Origin of the sequence: Streptomyces sp. NPDC059785 (assembly GCF_042732375.1) — a bacterium.
Lineage (GTDB): Bacteria > Actinomycetota > Actinomycetes > Streptomycetales > Streptomycetaceae > Streptomyces.
In genome coordinates this window covers 19,396-36,841 of the sequence record NZ_JBHWHV010000030.1, presented here as the reverse complement: position 1 = coordinate 36,841, position 17,446 = coordinate 19,396, and the positions used below count along the sequence as shown (strand labels likewise).

17 protein-coding genes and 1 pseudogene are annotated in these 17,446 nt (G+C 70.2%); 10 read left to right on the top strand and 8 right to left on the bottom strand.

Translation table 11 applies throughout. From position 1 onward, the window contains the following. Positions 1-4: 4 nt before the first annotated feature. The 4 genes from ssuE to ACFV6E_RS22710 form a co-directional block, all read right to left on the bottom strand. Positions 5-562 carry an NADPH-dependent FMN reductase gene (ssuE, locus tag ACFV6E_RS22725; RefSeq protein WP_385168736.1) on the bottom strand — a complete coding sequence of 186 codons (558 nt, stop codon included), beginning with the start codon at positions 560-562 and terminating at the stop codon, positions 5-7. 61 nt (positions 563-623) lie between these two features. Continuing rightward, positions 624-1,841, bottom strand: coding sequence for an acyl-CoA dehydrogenase family protein (locus ACFV6E_RS22720; protein WP_385168738.1), 1,218 nt, complete (start codon positions 1,839-1,841; stop codon positions 624-626). Positions 1,842-1,874: 33 nt separating this feature from the next. Next, positions 1,875-2,990, bottom strand: coding sequence for a dimethylsulfone monooxygenase SfnG (gene sfnG / locus ACFV6E_RS22715; protein WP_385168741.1), 1,116 nt, complete (start codon positions 2,988-2,990; stop codon positions 1,875-1,877). 156 nt (positions 2,991-3,146) lie between these two features. Further along, on the bottom strand, positions 3,147-3,230 hold the full coding sequence (locus ACFV6E_RS22710; RefSeq protein ID WP_385168806.1) for a putative leader peptide: 84 nt from the start codon (positions 3,228-3,230) through the stop codon (positions 3,147-3,149). A gap of 136 nt (positions 3,231-3,366) precedes the next feature. Between ACFV6E_RS22710 and ACFV6E_RS22705 the strand changes: the two genes are divergently transcribed. The 7 genes from ACFV6E_RS22705 (at position 3,367) to ACFV6E_RS22675 (ending at position 10,939) form a co-directional block, all read left to right on the top strand. Further along, positions 3,367-4,308: a LysR family transcriptional regulator gene (locus ACFV6E_RS22705; protein ID WP_385168744.1), complete on the top strand. Its 942-nt coding sequence runs from the start codon at positions 3,367-3,369 to the stop codon at positions 4,306-4,308. 219 nt (positions 4,309-4,527) lie between these two features. After that, positions 4,528-5,166 (top strand): LacI family DNA-binding transcriptional regulator, encoded by a 639-nt coding sequence (locus ACFV6E_RS22700; RefSeq protein WP_385168747.1) that lies wholly within the window; start codon positions 4,528-4,530, stop codon positions 5,164-5,166. A 426-nt stretch (positions 5,167-5,592) separates the two neighbouring features. Continuing rightward, positions 5,593-7,023, top strand: a complete 1,431-nt coding sequence (locus ACFV6E_RS22695; protein WP_385464058.1) for a sugar porter family MFS transporter — start codon at positions 5,593-5,595, stop codon at positions 7,021-7,023. 87 nt (positions 7,024-7,110) lie between these two features. Continuing rightward, on the top strand, positions 7,111-7,893 hold the full coding sequence (locus ACFV6E_RS22690) for a DeoR/GlpR family DNA-binding transcription regulator (protein WP_385168753.1): 783 nt from the start codon (positions 7,111-7,113) through the stop codon (positions 7,891-7,893). Between the two features lie 170 nt (positions 7,894-8,063). Further along, a complete protein-coding gene (locus tag ACFV6E_RS22685; RefSeq protein ID WP_385464055.1) occupies positions 8,064-9,113 on the top strand; it encodes an SIS domain-containing protein in 1,050 nt (349 codons plus the stop codon). Next, positions 9,110-10,039, top strand: a complete 930-nt coding sequence (locus tag ACFV6E_RS22680) for an ROK family protein (RefSeq protein ID WP_385464052.1) — start codon at positions 9,110-9,112, stop codon at positions 10,037-10,039. The genes ACFV6E_RS22685 and ACFV6E_RS22680 overlap by 4 nt, the downstream gene beginning before the upstream one ends. A 450-nt stretch (positions 10,040-10,489) precedes the next feature. Beyond that, entirely contained in the window at positions 10,490-10,939 is a 450-nt protein-coding gene (locus ACFV6E_RS22675) for a hypothetical protein (protein ID WP_385464049.1), read from the top strand. On the opposite strand, the gene ACFV6E_RS22670 is transcribed toward ACFV6E_RS22675, so the two are convergent. Continuing rightward, complete coding sequence (locus tag ACFV6E_RS22670; RefSeq protein WP_385464046.1) at positions 10,834-11,817, bottom strand: transposase; 984 nt, start codon at positions 11,815-11,817, stop codon at positions 10,834-10,836. The two genes, ACFV6E_RS22675 and ACFV6E_RS22670, sit on opposite strands and share 106 nt — an antisense overlap. Positions 11,818-12,084: 267 nt before the next feature. Here ACFV6E_RS22670 and ACFV6E_RS22665 point away from each other — a divergent pair, with 267 nt between their 5' ends. Further along, the gene (locus ACFV6E_RS22665) at positions 12,085-12,879 is read left to right on the top strand and encodes a DUF1295 domain-containing protein (RefSeq protein ID WP_385464043.1); all 795 of its coding nucleotides are present in this window, start codon (positions 12,085-12,087) and stop codon (positions 12,877-12,879) included. A gap of 50 nt (positions 12,880-12,929) precedes the next feature. Here ACFV6E_RS22665 and ACFV6E_RS22660 read toward each other — a convergent pair whose 3' ends face one another. From ACFV6E_RS22660 to ACFV6E_RS22650, 3 genes and pseudogenes are all read right to left on the bottom strand, one after another. Then, positions 12,930-13,679: an anti-sigma factor domain-containing protein gene (locus tag ACFV6E_RS22660; RefSeq protein WP_385464040.1), complete on the bottom strand. Its 750-nt coding sequence runs from the start codon at positions 13,677-13,679 to the stop codon at positions 12,930-12,932. Further along, a pseudogene (sigK, locus tag ACFV6E_RS22655) lies at positions 13,676-14,259 on the bottom strand (ECF RNA polymerase sigma factor SigK). The gene ACFV6E_RS22660 and the pseudogene sigK overlap by 4 nt, the downstream one beginning before the upstream one ends. A 288-nt stretch (positions 14,260-14,547) precedes the next feature. Then, positions 14,548-15,231, bottom strand: a complete 684-nt coding sequence (locus ACFV6E_RS22650) for an NTP transferase domain-containing protein (protein WP_385464037.1) — start codon at positions 15,229-15,231, stop codon at positions 14,548-14,550. A 264-nt stretch (positions 15,232-15,495) separates the two neighbouring features. Here ACFV6E_RS22650 and ACFV6E_RS22645 point away from each other — a divergent pair, with 264 nt between their 5' ends. Beyond that, a complete protein-coding gene (locus ACFV6E_RS22645; protein ID WP_385464034.1) occupies positions 15,496-16,701 on the top strand; it encodes a glycosyltransferase in 1,206 nt (401 codons plus the stop codon). 39 nt (positions 16,702-16,740) lie between these two features. Then, on the top strand, positions 16,741-17,130 hold the full coding sequence (locus ACFV6E_RS22640) for a signal peptidase I (RefSeq protein ID WP_385464205.1): 390 nt from the start codon (positions 16,741-16,743) through the stop codon (positions 17,128-17,130). Positions 17,131-17,446 lie beyond the last annotated feature (316 nt).

The window sequence follows — 17,446 nt, the reverse complement described above, 5'->3', positions numbered from 1 at the left end:
GGGGTCAGCCCGCCGCGGCCAGGACGGGCCGGCGGTACCCGAGCGCGGCCGAGAACTGGTCGACGATCGGACGCAGGGCCTCGGCGACGGCCGGTGCGAGGGCGAGCGTGCCGTCGTCGCGCACCGAGATGTCCTTGTCGAGGGTGAACCAGCCCTGCACGATGTGGGCGGCGCCCATCGAGGACAGGACCGGGCGGAGCGCGTAGTCGATGGCGAGCACGTGGGCGACGGAGCCACCGGTGGCGAGCGGCAGGACGGTCTTCCCGGCGAGCGCGTACTGCGGGAGCAGGTCGAGCAGCGCCTTGAGGACACCGGAGTACGAGGCCTTGTAGACCGGGGTGGCGACGACGAGGCCGTCGGCGCGGGCCAGCAGTTCGCCGATCTCCACGATCGCGGGGTGGTGCGGATCCGCGCCCAGCAGTGCCTCGGCGGGGACGGTGCGGACGTCGAGGGGGATGACCTCGTGTCCCTGGGCGGTCAGCCGCCGGTCCAGATGGCGCAGCAGGCGGCCGGTGCGGGAGACGGCGGAGGGGCTGCCGGAGACGGAAAGGACGGTGGCCATGAGGCTGCCTCTTTCTGGGAGCCCGGGCGCCCGTGCGGGACGGGCGCCCGGAAGGGGACGGTCAGGAGTACCAGGTGGGTTCGGGCAGCTCGCTCTCCAGAACCCAGCGACCGACCTCGCGGCGCTTGTAGGCGACGGGATCGTGCAGGGTGTGGGTGCGCACGTTGCGCCAGAAGCGGTCCAGGCCCTCGTCGGTTGCGGTGGCGCGGGCGCCGGTGACCTCGAAGATCCGGTTGCCGATCTCCAGGGCGACATCGGTGGCGCGGGCTTTGACCGCGGCGACCCGGACCTCGAAGGCGCCGCGGGCCTCGGGGGTGACGGCGTCCGGGTCGTCGTGCAGCCGCTGTCCTTCGGCGGCGACCGCGTCCGCGAGGGCCTCCGCCGCCCAGAGCTTGGCGGTCAGGTCGCCGTAGATGTCGATGACATACGGTTCGTCGGTCGCGCGGTCGTACCCGCCATGCAGCCAGGAGCGGGACTTGGTGCGCGTGTAGGTGGCGGCGGTTTCCAGGGCGCCGGCCGCGACACCGAGGTAGAAGTTCACGAACACGAGCTGGATCGTGGGGACGTTGAGGGTGTTGTAGACGCGCGGCTGGAACTTCTTGTCGACGTATCCGGCCGCCGAGGACCAGGGGGTGCGGACGCCGTCGAGGGTGACGCCGCCGCTCTCGGTGAGCCGCTGGCCGATGTTGTCCCAGTCGTCGTGGAAGGTCAAGCCCGCGCTGTCGGACGGGACGATCGCGAAGACGTGCTGGTCGGTGCCCTCGAAGACGCCTTCGAGGACGGTGACGTCGGAGACCTTGCTGCCGGTGGAGAAGGTCTTGCGGCCGGTGAAGACCAGGTCGTCGCCGTCCTCGGTGACGACGACGTCATGGTCGCGCGGGTTGACGGCGCCGCCGAAGAACCACTGGTTGCGGGCGGCTTCGGCCTCGACGTGTTCCCACTGCTCGCGGGTTGCGACGAGGCGGGCGGCCCAGTTCCACAGGTAGTGGTAGCCGAGGAGCTGGCCGATGGAGCCGTCGGCCTTGGCGACCTCGCGCACCACCCGGTAGGCGGTGGTCCAGTCCTGACCGGCGCCGCCGTGCTCGACGGGCCCGAGCAGGGTGACCAGGCCGGAGTCCTTGAGGAGCTGGATCTCCGCGTGGGGAGTGGCGCCGGCCCGGTCGCGGGCGGCGGCGTCGGTGGCGAGGACGGCGGAGACCTCGGCGGCGCGGGCGATCCACTCCTCGGCGGTCGCGGGGGCGGGCCGGGTGTGCCAGTCGGTGGGTGTGGCGGTGCTCATGGTGTTACCTCTTTCGCGGTGCGGTGCGGTGTGTCAGGTGAGAGCGGACTCGGCGGGCTGCCGCGGGAGTTGGGCTTCCAACTCGCGCACGAGGGGGAGTACGCGCTTGCCGAAGTACTCGACCTCCTCGTGGTAGTGCAGGAACCCGAGCAGGAGGAGGTCGACGCCGAGTCGCTTGTAGGCGACGATGCGTTCCGCGATCTGTTCGGGGCTGCCGATCAGCCCGGTGCGGAAGCCGTCGTTGTACTGCACGAGGTCCTCGAAGGTGGAGTCCTGCCACATTCCCTTGCCGTCGGAGGTGGACCGGCCGGCCTGTTTCACGGCGGTGCTGAAGCCTTCGACAGCCGCCGTGTCTGCCTTGGCGACGATCTCGCGGAGGGTGTCGCGGGCCTCGGCCTCGGTGTCCCGGGCGATGAGGAAGCCGTTCAGCCCGAACTTCGGCGGGGTACGGCCGACCTCGATCGCGGACCTGCGGACGTCGTTGATCTGCTCGGTCACCCCGTCGTGATCCGTGCCGTTGGAGAAGTACCAGTCGGAGACCCGGCCCGCCATGGCGCGGGCGGCCGAGGAGTTGCCGCCCTGGAAGATTTCCGGGTGCGGTCGCCCGGGGCTGGTCAACGGCTTGGGCTTGAGGGAGAAGTCACGCAACCGGTAGAAGTCGCCGGTAAGTTCGGTGTGGTCCTCGGTCCAGATCTGGCGCAGGGCGCGGATGAACTCCTCGGAGCGCCGGTAGCGTTCGTCGTGCTCCAGCCAGGGCTCGCCGAGTGCGGTGAACTCGCCCTTGAACCAGCCGGAGACCACGTTCACGGCGAAGCGGCCGTCCGACAGGTGGTCGGCGGTGGCACCGAGCTTGGCGAGGACCCCGGGGTGCCACAGGCCGGGGTGGACGGCGGCGATGACTTTGAGACGCTGGGTGGCGAGCAGCAGAGCGAGGCTGAAGCTGGTCGACTCGTGCTGGAACTCGGCGCCGTAACTGGCCATGTAGCGGACCTGGCTGAGCGCGTATTCGAAGCCGTTGTTCTCGGCGAGGACGGCGAGTTCACGGTTGTATTCGTACCCCCAGTCGGTACGTTGTTCGATCGTGCTGGTGACGAGCCCACCACTGACGTTGGGGACCCAGTAGGCGAATTTCACGGGCGCTGCGGACATCGCGGAACTCCTGGTGCGGAATTGTTTTCGGGCACACCGAAATCGACGGTCGTGCACCTGAAAACGAATGAGCCATGAACGGGCGTGGCGACGCCGCAGGGGACGCGCGGGCAGGCCCGGTTCAGGCGGTGAGGGGTGTGATCTGCGGCGGAGTGGTCAGGCCGCGGCGCGACAGGAGGCGCTGGAGACACGTGCGAGGTCGACGTGGCGTCGCCGCGTGAGGTCCAGTCGCTTCTTCATGCCGTTGATAGTCGCAGCAGTCGTCGAGCACCGTCAAGGAAAACCCGACCGTTCTCGTATCGCGGACCATTGAATTTCACGAACGTGTGACAGGGAAAGCCTTGAACACCTCTCGAATCCGACGCATTCTTCCGGCATGCGAACCGAACAGCTGGAATACATCACGGCCGTCACCCGGCTCGGCTCGCTGCGCCGGGCGGCCGACGAACTACGCCTGTCGCAACCCGCGCTGAGCGAGACGGTGCGCAACCTGGAGCGGGAACTGGGCGTCGACCTGCTGGAGCGCAAACGCACCGGGGCGACGATGAGCACGGTGGGGCAGGAGCTGATGCCGCACATCGTCAGCGTGCTCGAGGCCGTGGACAGGCTGCGGGTGGCGGCGGGGGAGCAGCACCGCTTGAGCCGGATGGTGCGCGTCGGCACGGTGAACGCCGCGACGGTCCCGCTGCTCATCCCCGTCCTGCGGGAGTTCCGGGCCACTCATCCGCTCACCCACGTCGAAGTGGTCGGGGCCCGGCAGACGGAGATCCAACGCGGGCTCGCCGAGGGCGGTTTCGATCTGGGCCTGGTCAACCATCTCGACGGCGACGACCTGCCCGCCGGCTTCGAAGCCACCGAGCTCCTGCGCGGGCGGCCGGTGGTGTGCGTACGGCCGGACAGTCCACTGGCGGCCCTCTACGAGGTCTGCGTGGACGACCTTCTCACCGAGCCGCTGATCGCGATGCGCACCGGCTACGTGATGCACCGCTACGTGCATCGCCTCCTGGCGGGCCGCACTCCGGCGTTCTCGTACTCGACGGACGGCGCGGAAATGGGCAAGCTGATGGTCGCGGAAGGGCTCGGGGCGACGGTGCTGCCCGACTTCAGCGTGCTCGGCGACCCGCTCGAACGCAGTGGCCGGATCGTGTGCCGCCCCTTGACCGACGACTCCGCCCGGGTGCTGCTGATGCTGCAACGCCGGCGGGCGGAGTCCGTGTCACAGGCGGCCGGCGAACTGCACGAGACGTTCGTGCGTCGAGCCCGGGAACTCATGGACCGCCGCCAGGAAGGTGCCACCGGCCGGCTCTCCACGCCGTGAGCCGGTGCCAGCCCTGCCGGTGCGTCCACGGCCTCACCAGCATTCGGTGCGGAGAGGACGCGTCCGGGGTCGGGCGCGTACGGGGTAGGACGCGTACGGGGTCGGGCTTCCGGAGAAGGAGGCCGCTCGTGGTCGCCGAGATCTTGTCGTGGGGCGTACCGGCCGACCGGGCCGCCAAAATCGTGGCCGTCTACACCGACGAGCCCGGCGCGGACCCCGGTGACGTACGCGTACAGCGGGGCCCAGGTCCAGATGCGGCTCACGCCCAAGCTCGTGGTGCTGCTGCGCCGCAAGGAGCCCGGCTTCGCCAGCGTCACTGCCGACATGGCTGAGGGCATCACCGACGCCCTGCGCCACCTCCAGGCACTCGGCCACCGGCGGATCGCGTATGCCGGCGGGCCGCGCAGTACCTGGATGGCCCAGGAGCGCGCGGCGGGCATCGACGAGACGGCCGCCGCCAACGACGTCGAGATCGTCCATGTCGGCAGCGTCGCCCCGCACTTCGACGGGGGCATCACCGGCGCCGCCGACGTGGTGCTGGCTTCCGGCGCCACTGCAGTGGTGGCCTTCAACGACATCGTCGCCTTCGGCCTCATAAGCCGGTTCACCGCGCGGGGCGTCCGAGTCACGGACGAGATGAGCGTGACCGGCTGCGACGACATCGCCCTCGCGGGCATGGCGGCCCCGCTCCTGACCACCGTGCACGTCCCCAAGGCGCACGCGGCCCGCGCCGCTGTCGACCTGCTCTTCAGGGGCCTGGGCACACCGGCGGGGGAGGAACACCCCGAGCCGGTGCAGCGGGTCCTACCGACCCATCTCGTGGTGCGCGGGTCCACGGGCCCGGTCGAACGCGAGTAGCGGGAACCCGGCCGAGCCCGGCCGGACCGCGTCCGAACCGGGATCGGCGCAGATCCGGACCACGTTCCGGCACTTCGCCTGTCGAATTCCCTGGACATCGCCGCCATGGCGGGCAGCCGGCACATGACACCGAAGTCGAGGCACCTGCCGAGAGGTCGTGCTTGCAGAAGACGACGAAATCCGCACGTTACCTGCGCGAAATGCAGGTAGCGTGCAGTATTTTCCGCACGATTGGGGCTATTGACTGCACGCTTACGTGCAGCGGAGGATCCTGCCATTGCGGAGGTCCACGGGTCGGTCCTCGACCGCCACCCGAACTCCGAGAAACCGATGGACACCCTCCGCGCACCGCGGGTCCGCTCAAGCACGACACAGTCGCGTGCTGAAGGGTGGGTTCCGCCGCGAGCACATCAAGGACGGTCACGCATGCAAACCAACCCGGACGCCCCGCAGGGCGCACCCACCTCCCTAACCGCTGCTTCCTCGGAGTCCAGCCCGGACACGGGACGAATGACCTGGTACGTCTACCTGGCCATCGCCGTCAGTACCCTCGGCGGCCTGATCTTCGGCTACGACACGGGCGTGGCCGGAGGCGCGGCGGGTTTCGTGGCCGACGACTACGGCCTGTCGAGCTTCATGGAGGGCGTCGTCGTCAGCACCTCCCTGTTCGGAGGCGCCGTCGGCGCCATGTCCGGCGGTCCGCTCGGTGACCGCTACGGCCGCCGGCCGACCCTGCTGCTGTCCGGCGTACTGTTCACCGTCGGGGCGTTGCTGTCAGCAGCCGCCCCCGGCCTGACGGTACTGCTGCTCGCCCGCGTACTGCTGGGGGCAGGGGTGGGCGCGGCGTCGGTACTGGTCCCCGTCTACATCGCCGAACTCGCACCGGCACGCCTGCGGGGTGCGCTCGTGGCCGGTTACCAGTTGCTGACCACGCTGGGCATCGTGCTCGCCTACGGCGTCAACGCCCTGTTCGCCGACAGTCAGGCATGGCGCTGGTCGCTGGGGCTCGCGGCCGTACCCGGCCTGCTGCTGGCCGCCGGCGTGCTCCTGGTGCCCGAGTCGCCGCGCTGGCTGGTCGCCCGCGGCCGTTCGGACACCGCACGAAGCCTGCTGCGAAGGGTCCGGGGCCAGGACGACGTGGAGGCCGAGCTGCGGGAGATCGAGCTCGTACACGCGCAGGAGGCCCGCACGAGCGGCGGCTGGCGTGAGCTGAACACGCCCTGGGTGCGTCCGATGGTGCTGGTCGGCGTGCTGGTCGCGTTCTTCGCCAACGGCTGCGGCATCAACCTGGTCATCTACTTCGCCCCGCAGATTCTCCAGTCCGCCGGGATGGGCTCCAGCTCCTCGCTGCTGGCCACCGTCGGCCTCGGTGTCGTCAACGTGTTGTTCACGGTGGTGGGTATGGCCCTGGTGGACCGGGTCGGGCGCAAGCCGCTGCTGCTGGCGGGCGCCGTCGGCATGACGCTCACCCTCGCCGCCCTCGCCGTGGTGATGTCCGTCCCCGACCTGCCCGGCGCCAACTGGCTGTCGTTCACCTTCCTGAGCCTGTACATCGTGATGTACGCGGTGAGTCCCGGCCTGGTCGCCTACGTCGTCATCTCGGAGATCTTTCCGCTGCATGTACGGGCCAAGGCGACCGGCGTGGCCACCTTCGTCATCTTCGCCACCAACCTGGTGATCGGCCTGACCTCGCTGCCCATGCTCGACGGCCTGGGCACGCCAACCACCTTCTGGCTGTTCACCGCTGTCTGCGTGCTCTTCGTACTGTTCTGCCTGCGCATGCCGGAGACCAAGGGCCGGACGCTGGAGCAGCTGGAAGAACGATTCCGGGCCGCCGCCGCTGCTCGCGGCGCGTAAGTCGGCGGTGGTGCACGGTGGCGTGCACCACCGTGCGCACGCCCCGTAGGGTTGTCGGCCGACCGACAAGTCGCAGGAGGTTGCCCCGTGTCCGAGTCCTCTGCCGAGCGCCGGCGGTTCATGCTGGAGCGCGTCCGGGCCCGCGGGTACGCCGGAGCCCAGGAGCTGGCGCGCGAGTTCTGCGTCGACGGATCGACCGTCCGCCGTGACCTCGCCCAGTTGGAGCGGGCGGGGCTGGTGCGCCGCACCCGGGGCGGGGTACTGCCGGCCGACCCGGCCGAGGCCGTGGACACGCCGTACGACGTGCGACGCAACCAGCGAGCCGGGGCGAAGCGGGCGCTGGGCGAGGCAGCCGCCGAACTGGTCGAGGACGGCCAGTCGGTGATCATCGACAACGGTTCCACCATGTACCAGGTCGCCGCCGCGCTGCGGCAGCGACAGAACCTCACGGTGATCACCAACGACCTGATGGTCGCTCTGTGCCTCTCCGGACACCCGGGTGCTCAACTGCACATGACCGGCGGAGTCATGCTGGACACCGTCTACACCCTGGTCGGCCCGGGCGCCGTGGCCTCGCTGCGCGGACTGCACGTCGACTGGGCGTTCCTCGGGGCCGAGGGCGTGCACCCGAAGGCCGGGATCACCAACGTCAACGTGGTCGAGATCGCCGTCAAACAGGCGATGATCGAGGCGGCGGAGCGGGTCGCGATCGTGGCCGACAGCTCCAAGCTGGGCCGCAGGTCGCTCGCCCCGGTGTGCGACCTGAACGCCGTCTCCGCACTGATCACCGACGACGAGCTGCCCACGGACCAGCGAGCCGCGTACGGGCCCAACCTGCGCTGCGTCACTGTCGAGGACAGCCAGCCGTAACGCCACCCGACACCCGCACACCGTATTCCGCCGGCTCACCTCCGCATCGCACTCCGTGCGGAATTCTTTGCACGCTTTCGCTTATTGACTGCACGCTTTCGTGCGTGATGGGCTGATGGCCCCCCTGGTCACCCCTTTTACCAGCGCACATGCGTACGGAAGGACCCCTGATGACCAAGCCTGTCTCCACCGTCGGCTATCTCGCCGACATCGACGCGCAGCCCGACGCCCTGCTCCGGCAGGCGGACGGCACCCTGCCCGCGGCTCTCGCCGGGATCGACCTGACCGGGTACGACCGCATCGTCCTCACCGGCATGGGCTCGTCCCTCTACTCGTTCGTGCCGGTCGAACGCGCCCTCGCGGCCGGTGGGCTGCCCGTCTGGCGCATCGACTCCGGGCAGCTCCTCGACACCCCCGAGCGCATCACCGCGAACACGCTGCTGTGGGCCACCTCCCAGTCCGGCCGCAGCGGTGAGCTGCTCGCCCTGCTGGAGCGCCTCGAGGGCGTGAGCCGGCCCCGCACCGTCCTGGCGACCACGGACGACCCGACCAGCCCGCTGGCGCGCGCCGCCGACGTACTGATCGAACTGCACAGCGGCCCCGAGGCCACCGTCAGCACCAAGAGTTACGTCAACACCCTCGCCGCACACCGCCGGGTCCTGGCCGCACTGCACAGCGGCGAGAAGGACGAGGAGGCGACCGCCGGACTGCGCCGTACCGCCGGGGAACTGCGCGCCCTGCTCGGCGACCCACCGCTGCCCACCGGCCTCGCCGAGCAAGCCCTGACCGCTGCGCACCCCCGTTTCGCCTATGTCGGGACCGGCCCCGACGCGGCCACCGCACTGACCGGCGCACTGATCACCAAGGAGGCCAGCCGGGTGGCGGCCGAGGGATATGTGGGCGGTGCCTTCCGGCACGGTCCGCTGGAGCTCGCGGGGCCGGGCCTGACCGTGCTGCTCTTCGGCACCGGTGACGAGCGCGACGCGACACTGTCCGCGCTCGCCCGGGACCTGACCGCCAGCGGTTCGGCCGTGGTGACGGTGGGCCCCCGCGCCTACCCGGGCACCGAGCACTTCGCCACCCCGGCCGGGGGCGACGCCTTCGAACGGCTGGTGTTCGGCATGGCGCACGTCCAGCAGCTCACCGTGGCGCTCGCGCGCGCCGCCGGGCACACCCCGGGCGAGTTCCGCTTCGGCCGCAAGATCACGGACACGCTGTGAGCGGGCGGCACACGGCCCCTGTCGTGGGCCTCGACCTCGGTGGCACCGGGATCAGGGCCGTCGCCTGGCAGGACGGCCGGATCACCGCCTCCGCCGAGGCTCTCAGCACTGAACTCGGCGCCGGACCGGTCCACAACCGCATCGAGGGACTGGCACGGCTCGTCACCGGCCTGCTGCCGCCCGGCACGGTGCCGGCCGCCGTGGGGGTCGGCGCGAGCGGACCGGTGGACAACGCCGCCGGAATCATCCACAACCAGGACACCCTGCCCTGGTTCTCGGACTTCCCGCTGGTCGACGCTCTGCGCAAGCGCCTGGGCGTACCGGTTCTGATCGACAACGACGCCGTGAGCGCCGCTCTCGGCGAACACGCGGCCGGAGCCGGGCGCAGCTGCGACCGCATGCTCATGATCACGCTAGGCACCGGCATCGGCGCCGCCATGCTGGTCGACGGGCGTCCGGTACGCGGTCTGGACGGCGCCCATCCCGAAGGCGGCCACCTTCCGGTGGGCTCCGATCCCACCGTCTGCTACTGCGGCCTGACCGGCTGCTGGGAGCAGGCCGCCTCACGCAGCGCTCTGCAACGTATGCTCCGTGCCCGGCTCGGCGAGGACCACCCGGCCCGCGAGACATTGCGGCACGGCAGCGAGGCAGCCTCCGGCGACCCCGGGGTGCGCCGCATCTTCACCGAGTACGGCGCTCTCGTCGGCCGCGGCCTGGCCGCCCTTCACGCCGTCTACCAGCCGAGAGTGACTGTCATCGGGGGCAGCGCGGCGTCCTGTCTGCCCTTGTTCGCCGACGGCCTGAACCAGTCGCTGACACGCTCGGCGGCGTACACGGTCCCCACCGAGATCCGCCCCGCGGAGCTGGCCGACAGCGCCGGCGCAGTGGGCGCCGCCGTCCTGGCCCTCGATCACTCCACCGCATGATCCCGAGCTGCCGGCGGCCCCCTTTTGATCAGGGCTGATCACCACGGTCCAGCTGAGGCCCTGACCGACCGGCTCGGGTCCGGCACACCCCGGAGGGGAGGAACTCGTGGAAGGGAAGGCATGCCCGGCCGCGAAGAAGCGCTGCCGTCCCGGCCGGTCTCGGGCGCGCGTGACGTTGTGGACCGCCGTGCGCAGGTTGCCCTCCTCGCAGGGCAGCGGAGGCAGAGCGGACGCGTTGGCCGGGTGCGGCGAGTCGAAGAGCAGGGCGGTGAAGCGGGCCCGCAGCGAGGGTGTGGTGCCGGGCAGCGCGAGTCCGGCGACAGCCCGGCCACGTCCATGTCATCGGGGGCGGCTCTGATGAGGCTCTTTGAAACTGGCTCTGTCCGCAGTTCCGTGAACAGCGCACTGGTCAGTGGGTTGTGTCCCTCGCCCTGTCAGTAGGCTCGCGTTGTGACGGATCACGGCATTGAGTTCCCGGTCTTCCGACTTCACGTTGTGCCAGCGGTTCTCGCCCTTGCGAGTCCGTCGTGGCAGCGCGATGTCTGGCTGCGGCCAGAGGAGTTCGAGGACCTGGACTACGTGGTCACCGTACTGTTCGACGACTTCTGCAACGCAGACGATCCCGCGCCGTGGCTGGGCAAGAGCCTGCGGACCGAGGAGGAAGTCGCGCTCGTGAAGGAACTGGGCGAGGTCTACTCGACCGTGCAGGACGAAGTGGGGCGCGATGCCCCGGACGAGGTCTACCTCGACGCTCCAGCCTGGGGCAACGTGATCGCACTCGCGGGCAGGTTGGCTCAGGTGATGGTCACCAATGAACTCCGGGCTGCGGCTCTCCTGCATGAACAGCTCAACCTTCCCCACCACCAGAGGCCCACTGAAGGGGCATCGACGGCTGAGTGAGGATGCGAGTGCGGAGGAGTTCGAACGAGGCCCGGCCGTACACAGCTCGCTTGAGTGTTTTTCACCCGGTTCACGTGGCCTTCAACGAGGCCAGAACTCCAGGGGAGCGTGAGGCCGGCGGTGACGGCGTCGAGGTCCTGGCGGAGGAAGCCGGCGAAGCCCTTCATAAGCTTCGGCGCGTCCTGCTCGGCCTGCCGGATCCACTCCAGTAACAGGTATCCGCGCTGGTGACGGGCCATGTCGGCGAACGCCCGAGCGAGGTCGCAGGCCCGGGTGATGTCTGGGCAGGCGAGCCGGACTTGAAGGAGTCGCTCGTCCTGGCTCTCGGCGAGAGTCTCCCGGGGCCGCATGATCCACGAGGTGATCTTGCGAGGGCTCGGAATGTCAGCTCGGACCGGTTCGACGGTGCCCGCACGGAGGGCGGCGAGGTGTTTGCGGACGACCTGGAGGCCGCCGCGGTAGCCGCGAGCCTGGATCTCCAGGAACAGGCGGGTGCCGCTGACCTGGCCTTGGGCTTCGGTGAAGCGGACGTTGAGGTATGCCTTGAACGGCTCCAGGACGCCGTTGGGGCGGCGCTCGCGGGCGGAGGCCAGCAGTTCGTCGAGGTCGGTGTCGCGGAAGCGGCGCACGGTCTTGCGGTCGAGGTTCAGCCGGCGGGCGATGGCGCTGAGGGTCCAGCGTTTCTCCAGCAGGCGGTGGATGTCCTCGTAGCGGTGGCGGGTGCGTTCGGTGATCTGGGTGCGGGGCAGTTCCGCGGGCGGTAACTGCATCGGGGGCGGCTCCGGCCCCTCTGTCACCGTCTCCTCCTCGGCACGTTTACGCAGGCAGTCGCGATGCTGGTGACAGGTCTTCTCCACGGCGGCGGACAGGTTCTGCAACAGGTGTCAGTGATCAGCGACTTCCAGTCACAGAAGTACCGGCGGACCCGCAGCCGGACTATGACCCGGCGAGATGCCAATGGCCATTCGTCCAGGGCGCGCTGGTATGAACTGTGTATGCGTCTCGCCTGTTACCGGCAGTCCGGGCACCGGCCCGGGCGAGCGGTGGACACGGCCTCCACCACGAGGACGTCGGAGGAGTCGCTGACGCGCTCCACTCGCACATCGATCCCGGGAAACAGCGCAGCCTCGACCGTCTTGCTCGCCATGCCAGGACATACTCTGCCGAAACGATCCCTCGCTCACACCGCTGACCTGACGGTCATGCTGGGCACCTTCGCCATCGCCCCCAGCCTGGGCATGCACCGTGTCGTCGACATCGCCTGGGGGCCGGCCTTCGCCGCGGTGGCCGTGGTGACCTTCGGTGTCTCGGCGGGCCAGGGCGATCCGGGCAGACGTCTGCTGGTCACGGTCCTGACCGTCGTATGGGGGCTGCGGCTCGCGGTGCACATCGCCCGGCGGGGGCGCGGCCACGGCGAGGACCCGCGGTACGAGGCGATGCTGGCCCGCGCGCGGGGCAGCCGGAATCTGTACGCCCTGCGGATGATCTACCTGCTGCAGGGGGCCCTGGTGTGGCTGGTGTCGCGGCCGGTGCAGGCAGCGCAGTACACGCCTCGGCCGCTGTCCGCCCCGGCTTTCGCCGGCGCGGCACTCTGGGCCGTCGGCCTGTTCTTCGAGGCCGTGGGCGATGCCCAGCTGGCCCGTTTCAAGGCGGACCCGGCCAACCGTGGCCGCGTCATGGACCAGGGTCTGTGGCGGCTGACCCGCCACCCCAACTACTTCGGGGACTTCTGCGTCTGGTGGGGGCTGTTCCTCATCGCCTGCGACGGCGGATGGCAGGCCGCCGTCGTGTCCGTTGTCTCACCGCTGGCGATGAGCGTGCTGCTGATCGGCGGAAGCGGGAAGCGGCTGCTGGAGAGGCACATGGCCGGCCGTCCCGGGTGGGATGCGTACGTGGCCCGCACCAGCGGCTTCTTCCCCCGGCCGCCGCGCCGAGGCTGACAACCGCGTGCGGAGCCCCGGCCGCCGGGCGGGGCTCCGCACGCGCACCTTCACACCGGCAGGCCGAGCAGGGCGACCGGCGTCGACGTCGGCTGCTTCGATCCACCCGCGGGCTCCACGGTGACGCCGATCTTGGAGGCGCCGTCCACCGCACCTTGCATCAGGACCGCCTGGCTGCCGCGGTCGGGATCCATCAGGCCGGCCGAGCGCATCCTCCCGCCGTCGGCGAACCAGAGCTGGCACACCTTGCCCCGCGGAGGAGTGGTCATCCCCGAGGCCACGAACACGGCCCGGTCCCGGTCGGCGGAGACCACCAGCGTGCCCGCGCCACCCGCCACCTTCGCCGAACGCGACGTGGCGTCAGGCGCGGCCAGCACCCCGGCCACGTCCTCGACCTGCCGCTGCGCCCGGGCGGCCTCGTGCGAAGCGTCCTGGGCGCGCTCGTACTGCCACACGGCGGTTCCGCCGAACGCGGCCGCGGCGGCCACACTGGCGGCCAGCGCCCACCGGGTCAGGCCCCGTCCCCGCTGCGCGCCACGACGCACCCGCTCCAGCGGCGCGGCACCGGGCGGCACCTGCCGCACGGTGGTGATGCGCTGCAAGACCTGCTCCCGCATGACGGGGCGCGTGCGCACCGTGGAAGCCAGGGCCAGGCGTCCGGCAGTGGCCGTGAACTCCGTGACCTCCTGCCGGCAGGCTTCGCACTCGGCCAGGTGACGCTCGAAGGCGGCACGTTCCTCACCGTGCAGTGCGTGCACGGCGTAGGCGCCGGTCAGAGCGTGCAGATCGGTCGTGGTCATGCGGTCACCCCAAGGCAGTCGCGGAGCCGGATGAGTCCGTCGCGCAGGCTGGTCTTGACCGTCCCGAGCGGCAGCGCCAGCGCTTCGGCGACCTCCCGGTAGGCCAGGCCCCGGTAGTAGGCGAGCGTGACCGACTGGCGCTGCAGCTCGGTCAGGGTGCGCAGGCAGCGCCGTACCTGCTCCTGCTCGAGCCTCGTTTCGACCTGCTCGGCCACCTCGTCGTAGGCCGGCTGGTGCTCGAGCAGCGCGGCTCTGGTGTCACGGGCGGCTGCGGCCTCCACGGAGCGGACCCGGTCCACGGCCCGCCGGTGGGCGAGGGTGAGGATCCAGTTGATGGCCGTGCCGAGCTCGGGCCGGTAGCGCGGGCCGTGCGCCACACTTCCACCAGCACCTCCTGCGCCACCTCCTCCGACTGGGCCTGGTCACGCAGGACGGCCCGGGCGACCCCGAGGACGGAGCCGGCCACGGTGTCGTAGACCGCGGCGAAAGCCTCCTGATCGCCCAGGGCCACCTCGTGGACCAGCTGTTGCAGATCAGGTTGGGCAGCAGGATCACTGCCGATGTATACGAATTCCTTCACGATGGCTCTCTCATAGGCGCGGCGAGGCGGAACAGCCCTATGTGATCCGGGACCGCGCGAGCCGCGGATTGGTCGCATGCGCGCGACGGCGGCGGGCCCCGGCGTCAGTGCTCAGTATGGAACCGCCGGCGCTCCCCGGCCGCTGGTCGGGTCAGCGTCCTGTTCCGCTCACGCGGCGCCGGCAGCCCGGTCAGGTGCTGACGGAAGCCCCGCCGCCGGGCCGGCGAGTCGAGCAGATCATCGAAGCCGGCTGCACAGTCCTCGAGCGGGGGCATCACACAGGCAGGCTCAGCCCGCCGGAGTGTTGTAGTTGACGATGCCCTCCACCAAGCAGGCGACGGCGCCGGTCAGTGGGCTGGCCGTCCCGTCGCCCACGACGTCGGGCAGTCTGTGCGCCTCGTCCTCGGCGGCGGCCACCATGCCCCAGAAGGCGTTGAAGCCCGAAGGGTCCGCAGGCTTGTCCGTAGCGGCCTCCACGCTCACGCCGCCGTCCGCCTCGGCCAGGGCAAGTGCGCCCATCTGCCGCAGCATGCGGGGATCCCGCTCCTCGGCGGCCACCACGCTCCAGCCGGTCACCTCTGCCTGCCGTATCGCCTCCAGGAGCTTGCCGGGCAGATCAGCATCGGTGATAACGATGTCAGGGAGGACGAGAGCCACCGGCCCCCGGGTCATGGGCAGGGCGGACCGGATCGCCCCGTCGAGGCCCACTCCGAACGACTCGTTCTGGTAGACGAAGACCATGTGGAAGACGTCGGCGTAGCGCGCGAGATAATTCACTGTTTCCAGTTTGTGCGCCCCGAACACGACGACCAGGCGTACGTCGAGCCCGCTTTTGGCGAGTTCGACGACAGCTTCCAGACTGCGGTCCAGGACGGTGACCCCGGGGTTAAGGCAGTGCAGCTCTTTCGGGTAGGGCGACCCGAAACGGGTTCCGTGCCCAGCGCAGGGCAGGATGACGGAAACATCGGGCACGGGTGGGGATGAACCCTGCATCGAGTAGCTCTCCGATTGTGTCGACGTTCGGGGACCTTGCACACCTCGCCGAGCACAGGCTGCCCAGAGCAGGCCGACGCCGAACCTCGGTCCGGCGCGCGATGGCGGCGCAATGGCCGAGTTATCAGGACGAGACCGGCATTCCCGCTGCCGGAGCGCGGTAATGCCTTGGCGAGTGCTGTTTCCCGGCGTGGTGCTGTGGGGACACCCACCGCTGGAAGACACGACGAAAGAGGACGCTGAATGCGGGTGCTGTTGTCCACTTACGGGACGCGTGGCGATGTCGAACCACTGGTGGCACTCGCGGTGCGGTTACGGGCACGCGGTGCACAGGTGCGGATGTGCGCCCCGCCGGACGAGGAGTTCGCCGAGCGCCTCGCGGGCATCGACGTGCGAATGGTGCCGGTCGGGCCGCCGGTGCGAGAGCTGATGCGCGGGGCGGCTCTGCCGTCGCCGGCGGACCTGGACCGGTACCGGACCGACTTGGTCGGGGCACAGTTCGACACCCTCCCCGCGGCGGCCGAGGGATGCGACGTGGTGGTGGCGGCCGGTCTGGCACAGGTCGCCGCGCGGTCCGTCGCCCAAGACGCGGGCGTCCGCTATGTGTACGTGAGCTATGCGGCGGTGCACCTGCCGTCGCCGTACCATGCGCCACCGCCGCGGCCGGGCTGGCCGGAGCCGGAGGCGGCCGGCAACCGCACCTTGTGGGAGCTGGACGCCGGCCATGTGAACGCGCAGTTCGGCGAGGTGCTCAACAGCCACCGGGCAGCGCTCGGCCTGCCGCCGGTGGACAACGTCCGCGACCACGTCTTCACCGGCCAACCATGGCTGGCGGCGGACCCGGTCCTGGGGCCGTGGCGGCGGACCCCGGGCCTGGACGTCGTACAGACGGGCGCATGGACCCTGGCCGACGAACGCGAACTCCCGGCCGACCTGGCGGCGTTCCTGGACGCGGGCGCCCCGCCGGTGTACGTGGGGTTCGGCAGCATGCGCCCCTCGCCGGACATCGGCCGCCTGGCCGTCGAAGCGATCCGCGCACAGGGACACCGCGTGCTCGTGTCCCGCGGCTGGGCCGACCTGGACGTGGCCGACGGCGCGGACGACTGCTTCGCCATCGGCGAGGCCAATCACCAGCGGCTGTTCGGCAGGGTGGCCGCCGTCGTGCACCACGGCGGTGCGGGCACGACGCTGACAGCCGCCCGGGCGGGCACGCCGCAGGTGGTGATACCTCTCCAGCTGTCGGACAACCCGTACTGGGCCGGCCGGGTCGCGGACCTCGAACTCGGCGCGGCACTCGACGGTCCGAGCGCGACCGCCGAGACCCTGGGCGTCGCACTCAAGACGGCCCTGGCCCCCGGAACCCGGGCGCGGGCGGGGGAGCTGGGCAGCCGGCTCCGCACCGACGGAGCGGAGGTGGCCGCGGGTGCGCTGGCCGGGGCGCTGCGGTGACACAGGGGGACGTTGCTAGCGTGGGGGGCCATGGACGGCGTGGACGACGGTGTGTACGTGGGCAGCGCGGGCAAGGACGCGGCAGTGGACCGGGGCTGGCTGCTCGGGCACTTCAGGGACCGCGGGGATCCCCGGCACAGTGACGCCGTCGAGGTCAAGTGGGGTGTCCACCCGCGCGGCGAGCAGCGGGCCCAGTGGGTGCGGGGCGAGGTGCGGACAGCCCTCCTGGTTCTCGTCACGGGACGCTTCCGTATGCGGTTCCCCGGTCGCAGCGTGCTGTTGGAGGAACAGGGCGACTACGTCGTCTGGGGCCAGGGAGTGGATCACTCCTGGGTCGCCGAGGACGATTCCGTCGTGCTGACCGTGCGGTGGCCTTCCGTGTCCGGATACGCCGTCCCGGAGGGCGTGGGCGCGGCACGTCCGGAGTGAAGGTACCGGGCGGGCGGAATTCGAGCCGACTGTCGCCCTGTCGTCGCTTTTGCCCGCTATTTTCTGGCAGTTCCCTTGAAGTGGCGTGCCGCGCGTAAACAACGTGATGTCGCGAAATTGATGTGGGATGGGTCACGGTTGACCTTCTAATCGGCGCACATTTAACATCGACGGAAATGGACCACCGTAGGGTCGGTCGAAAAGGCAGAAACCTCCGCAATCTCTCCTGCGCATGAACTCGACGCAGTTTTATGGAGTTTTGGTATTCACGGGCATGCGTCCCGGACGTCGGTCTGGAATCGTGCGAGGAATCGCG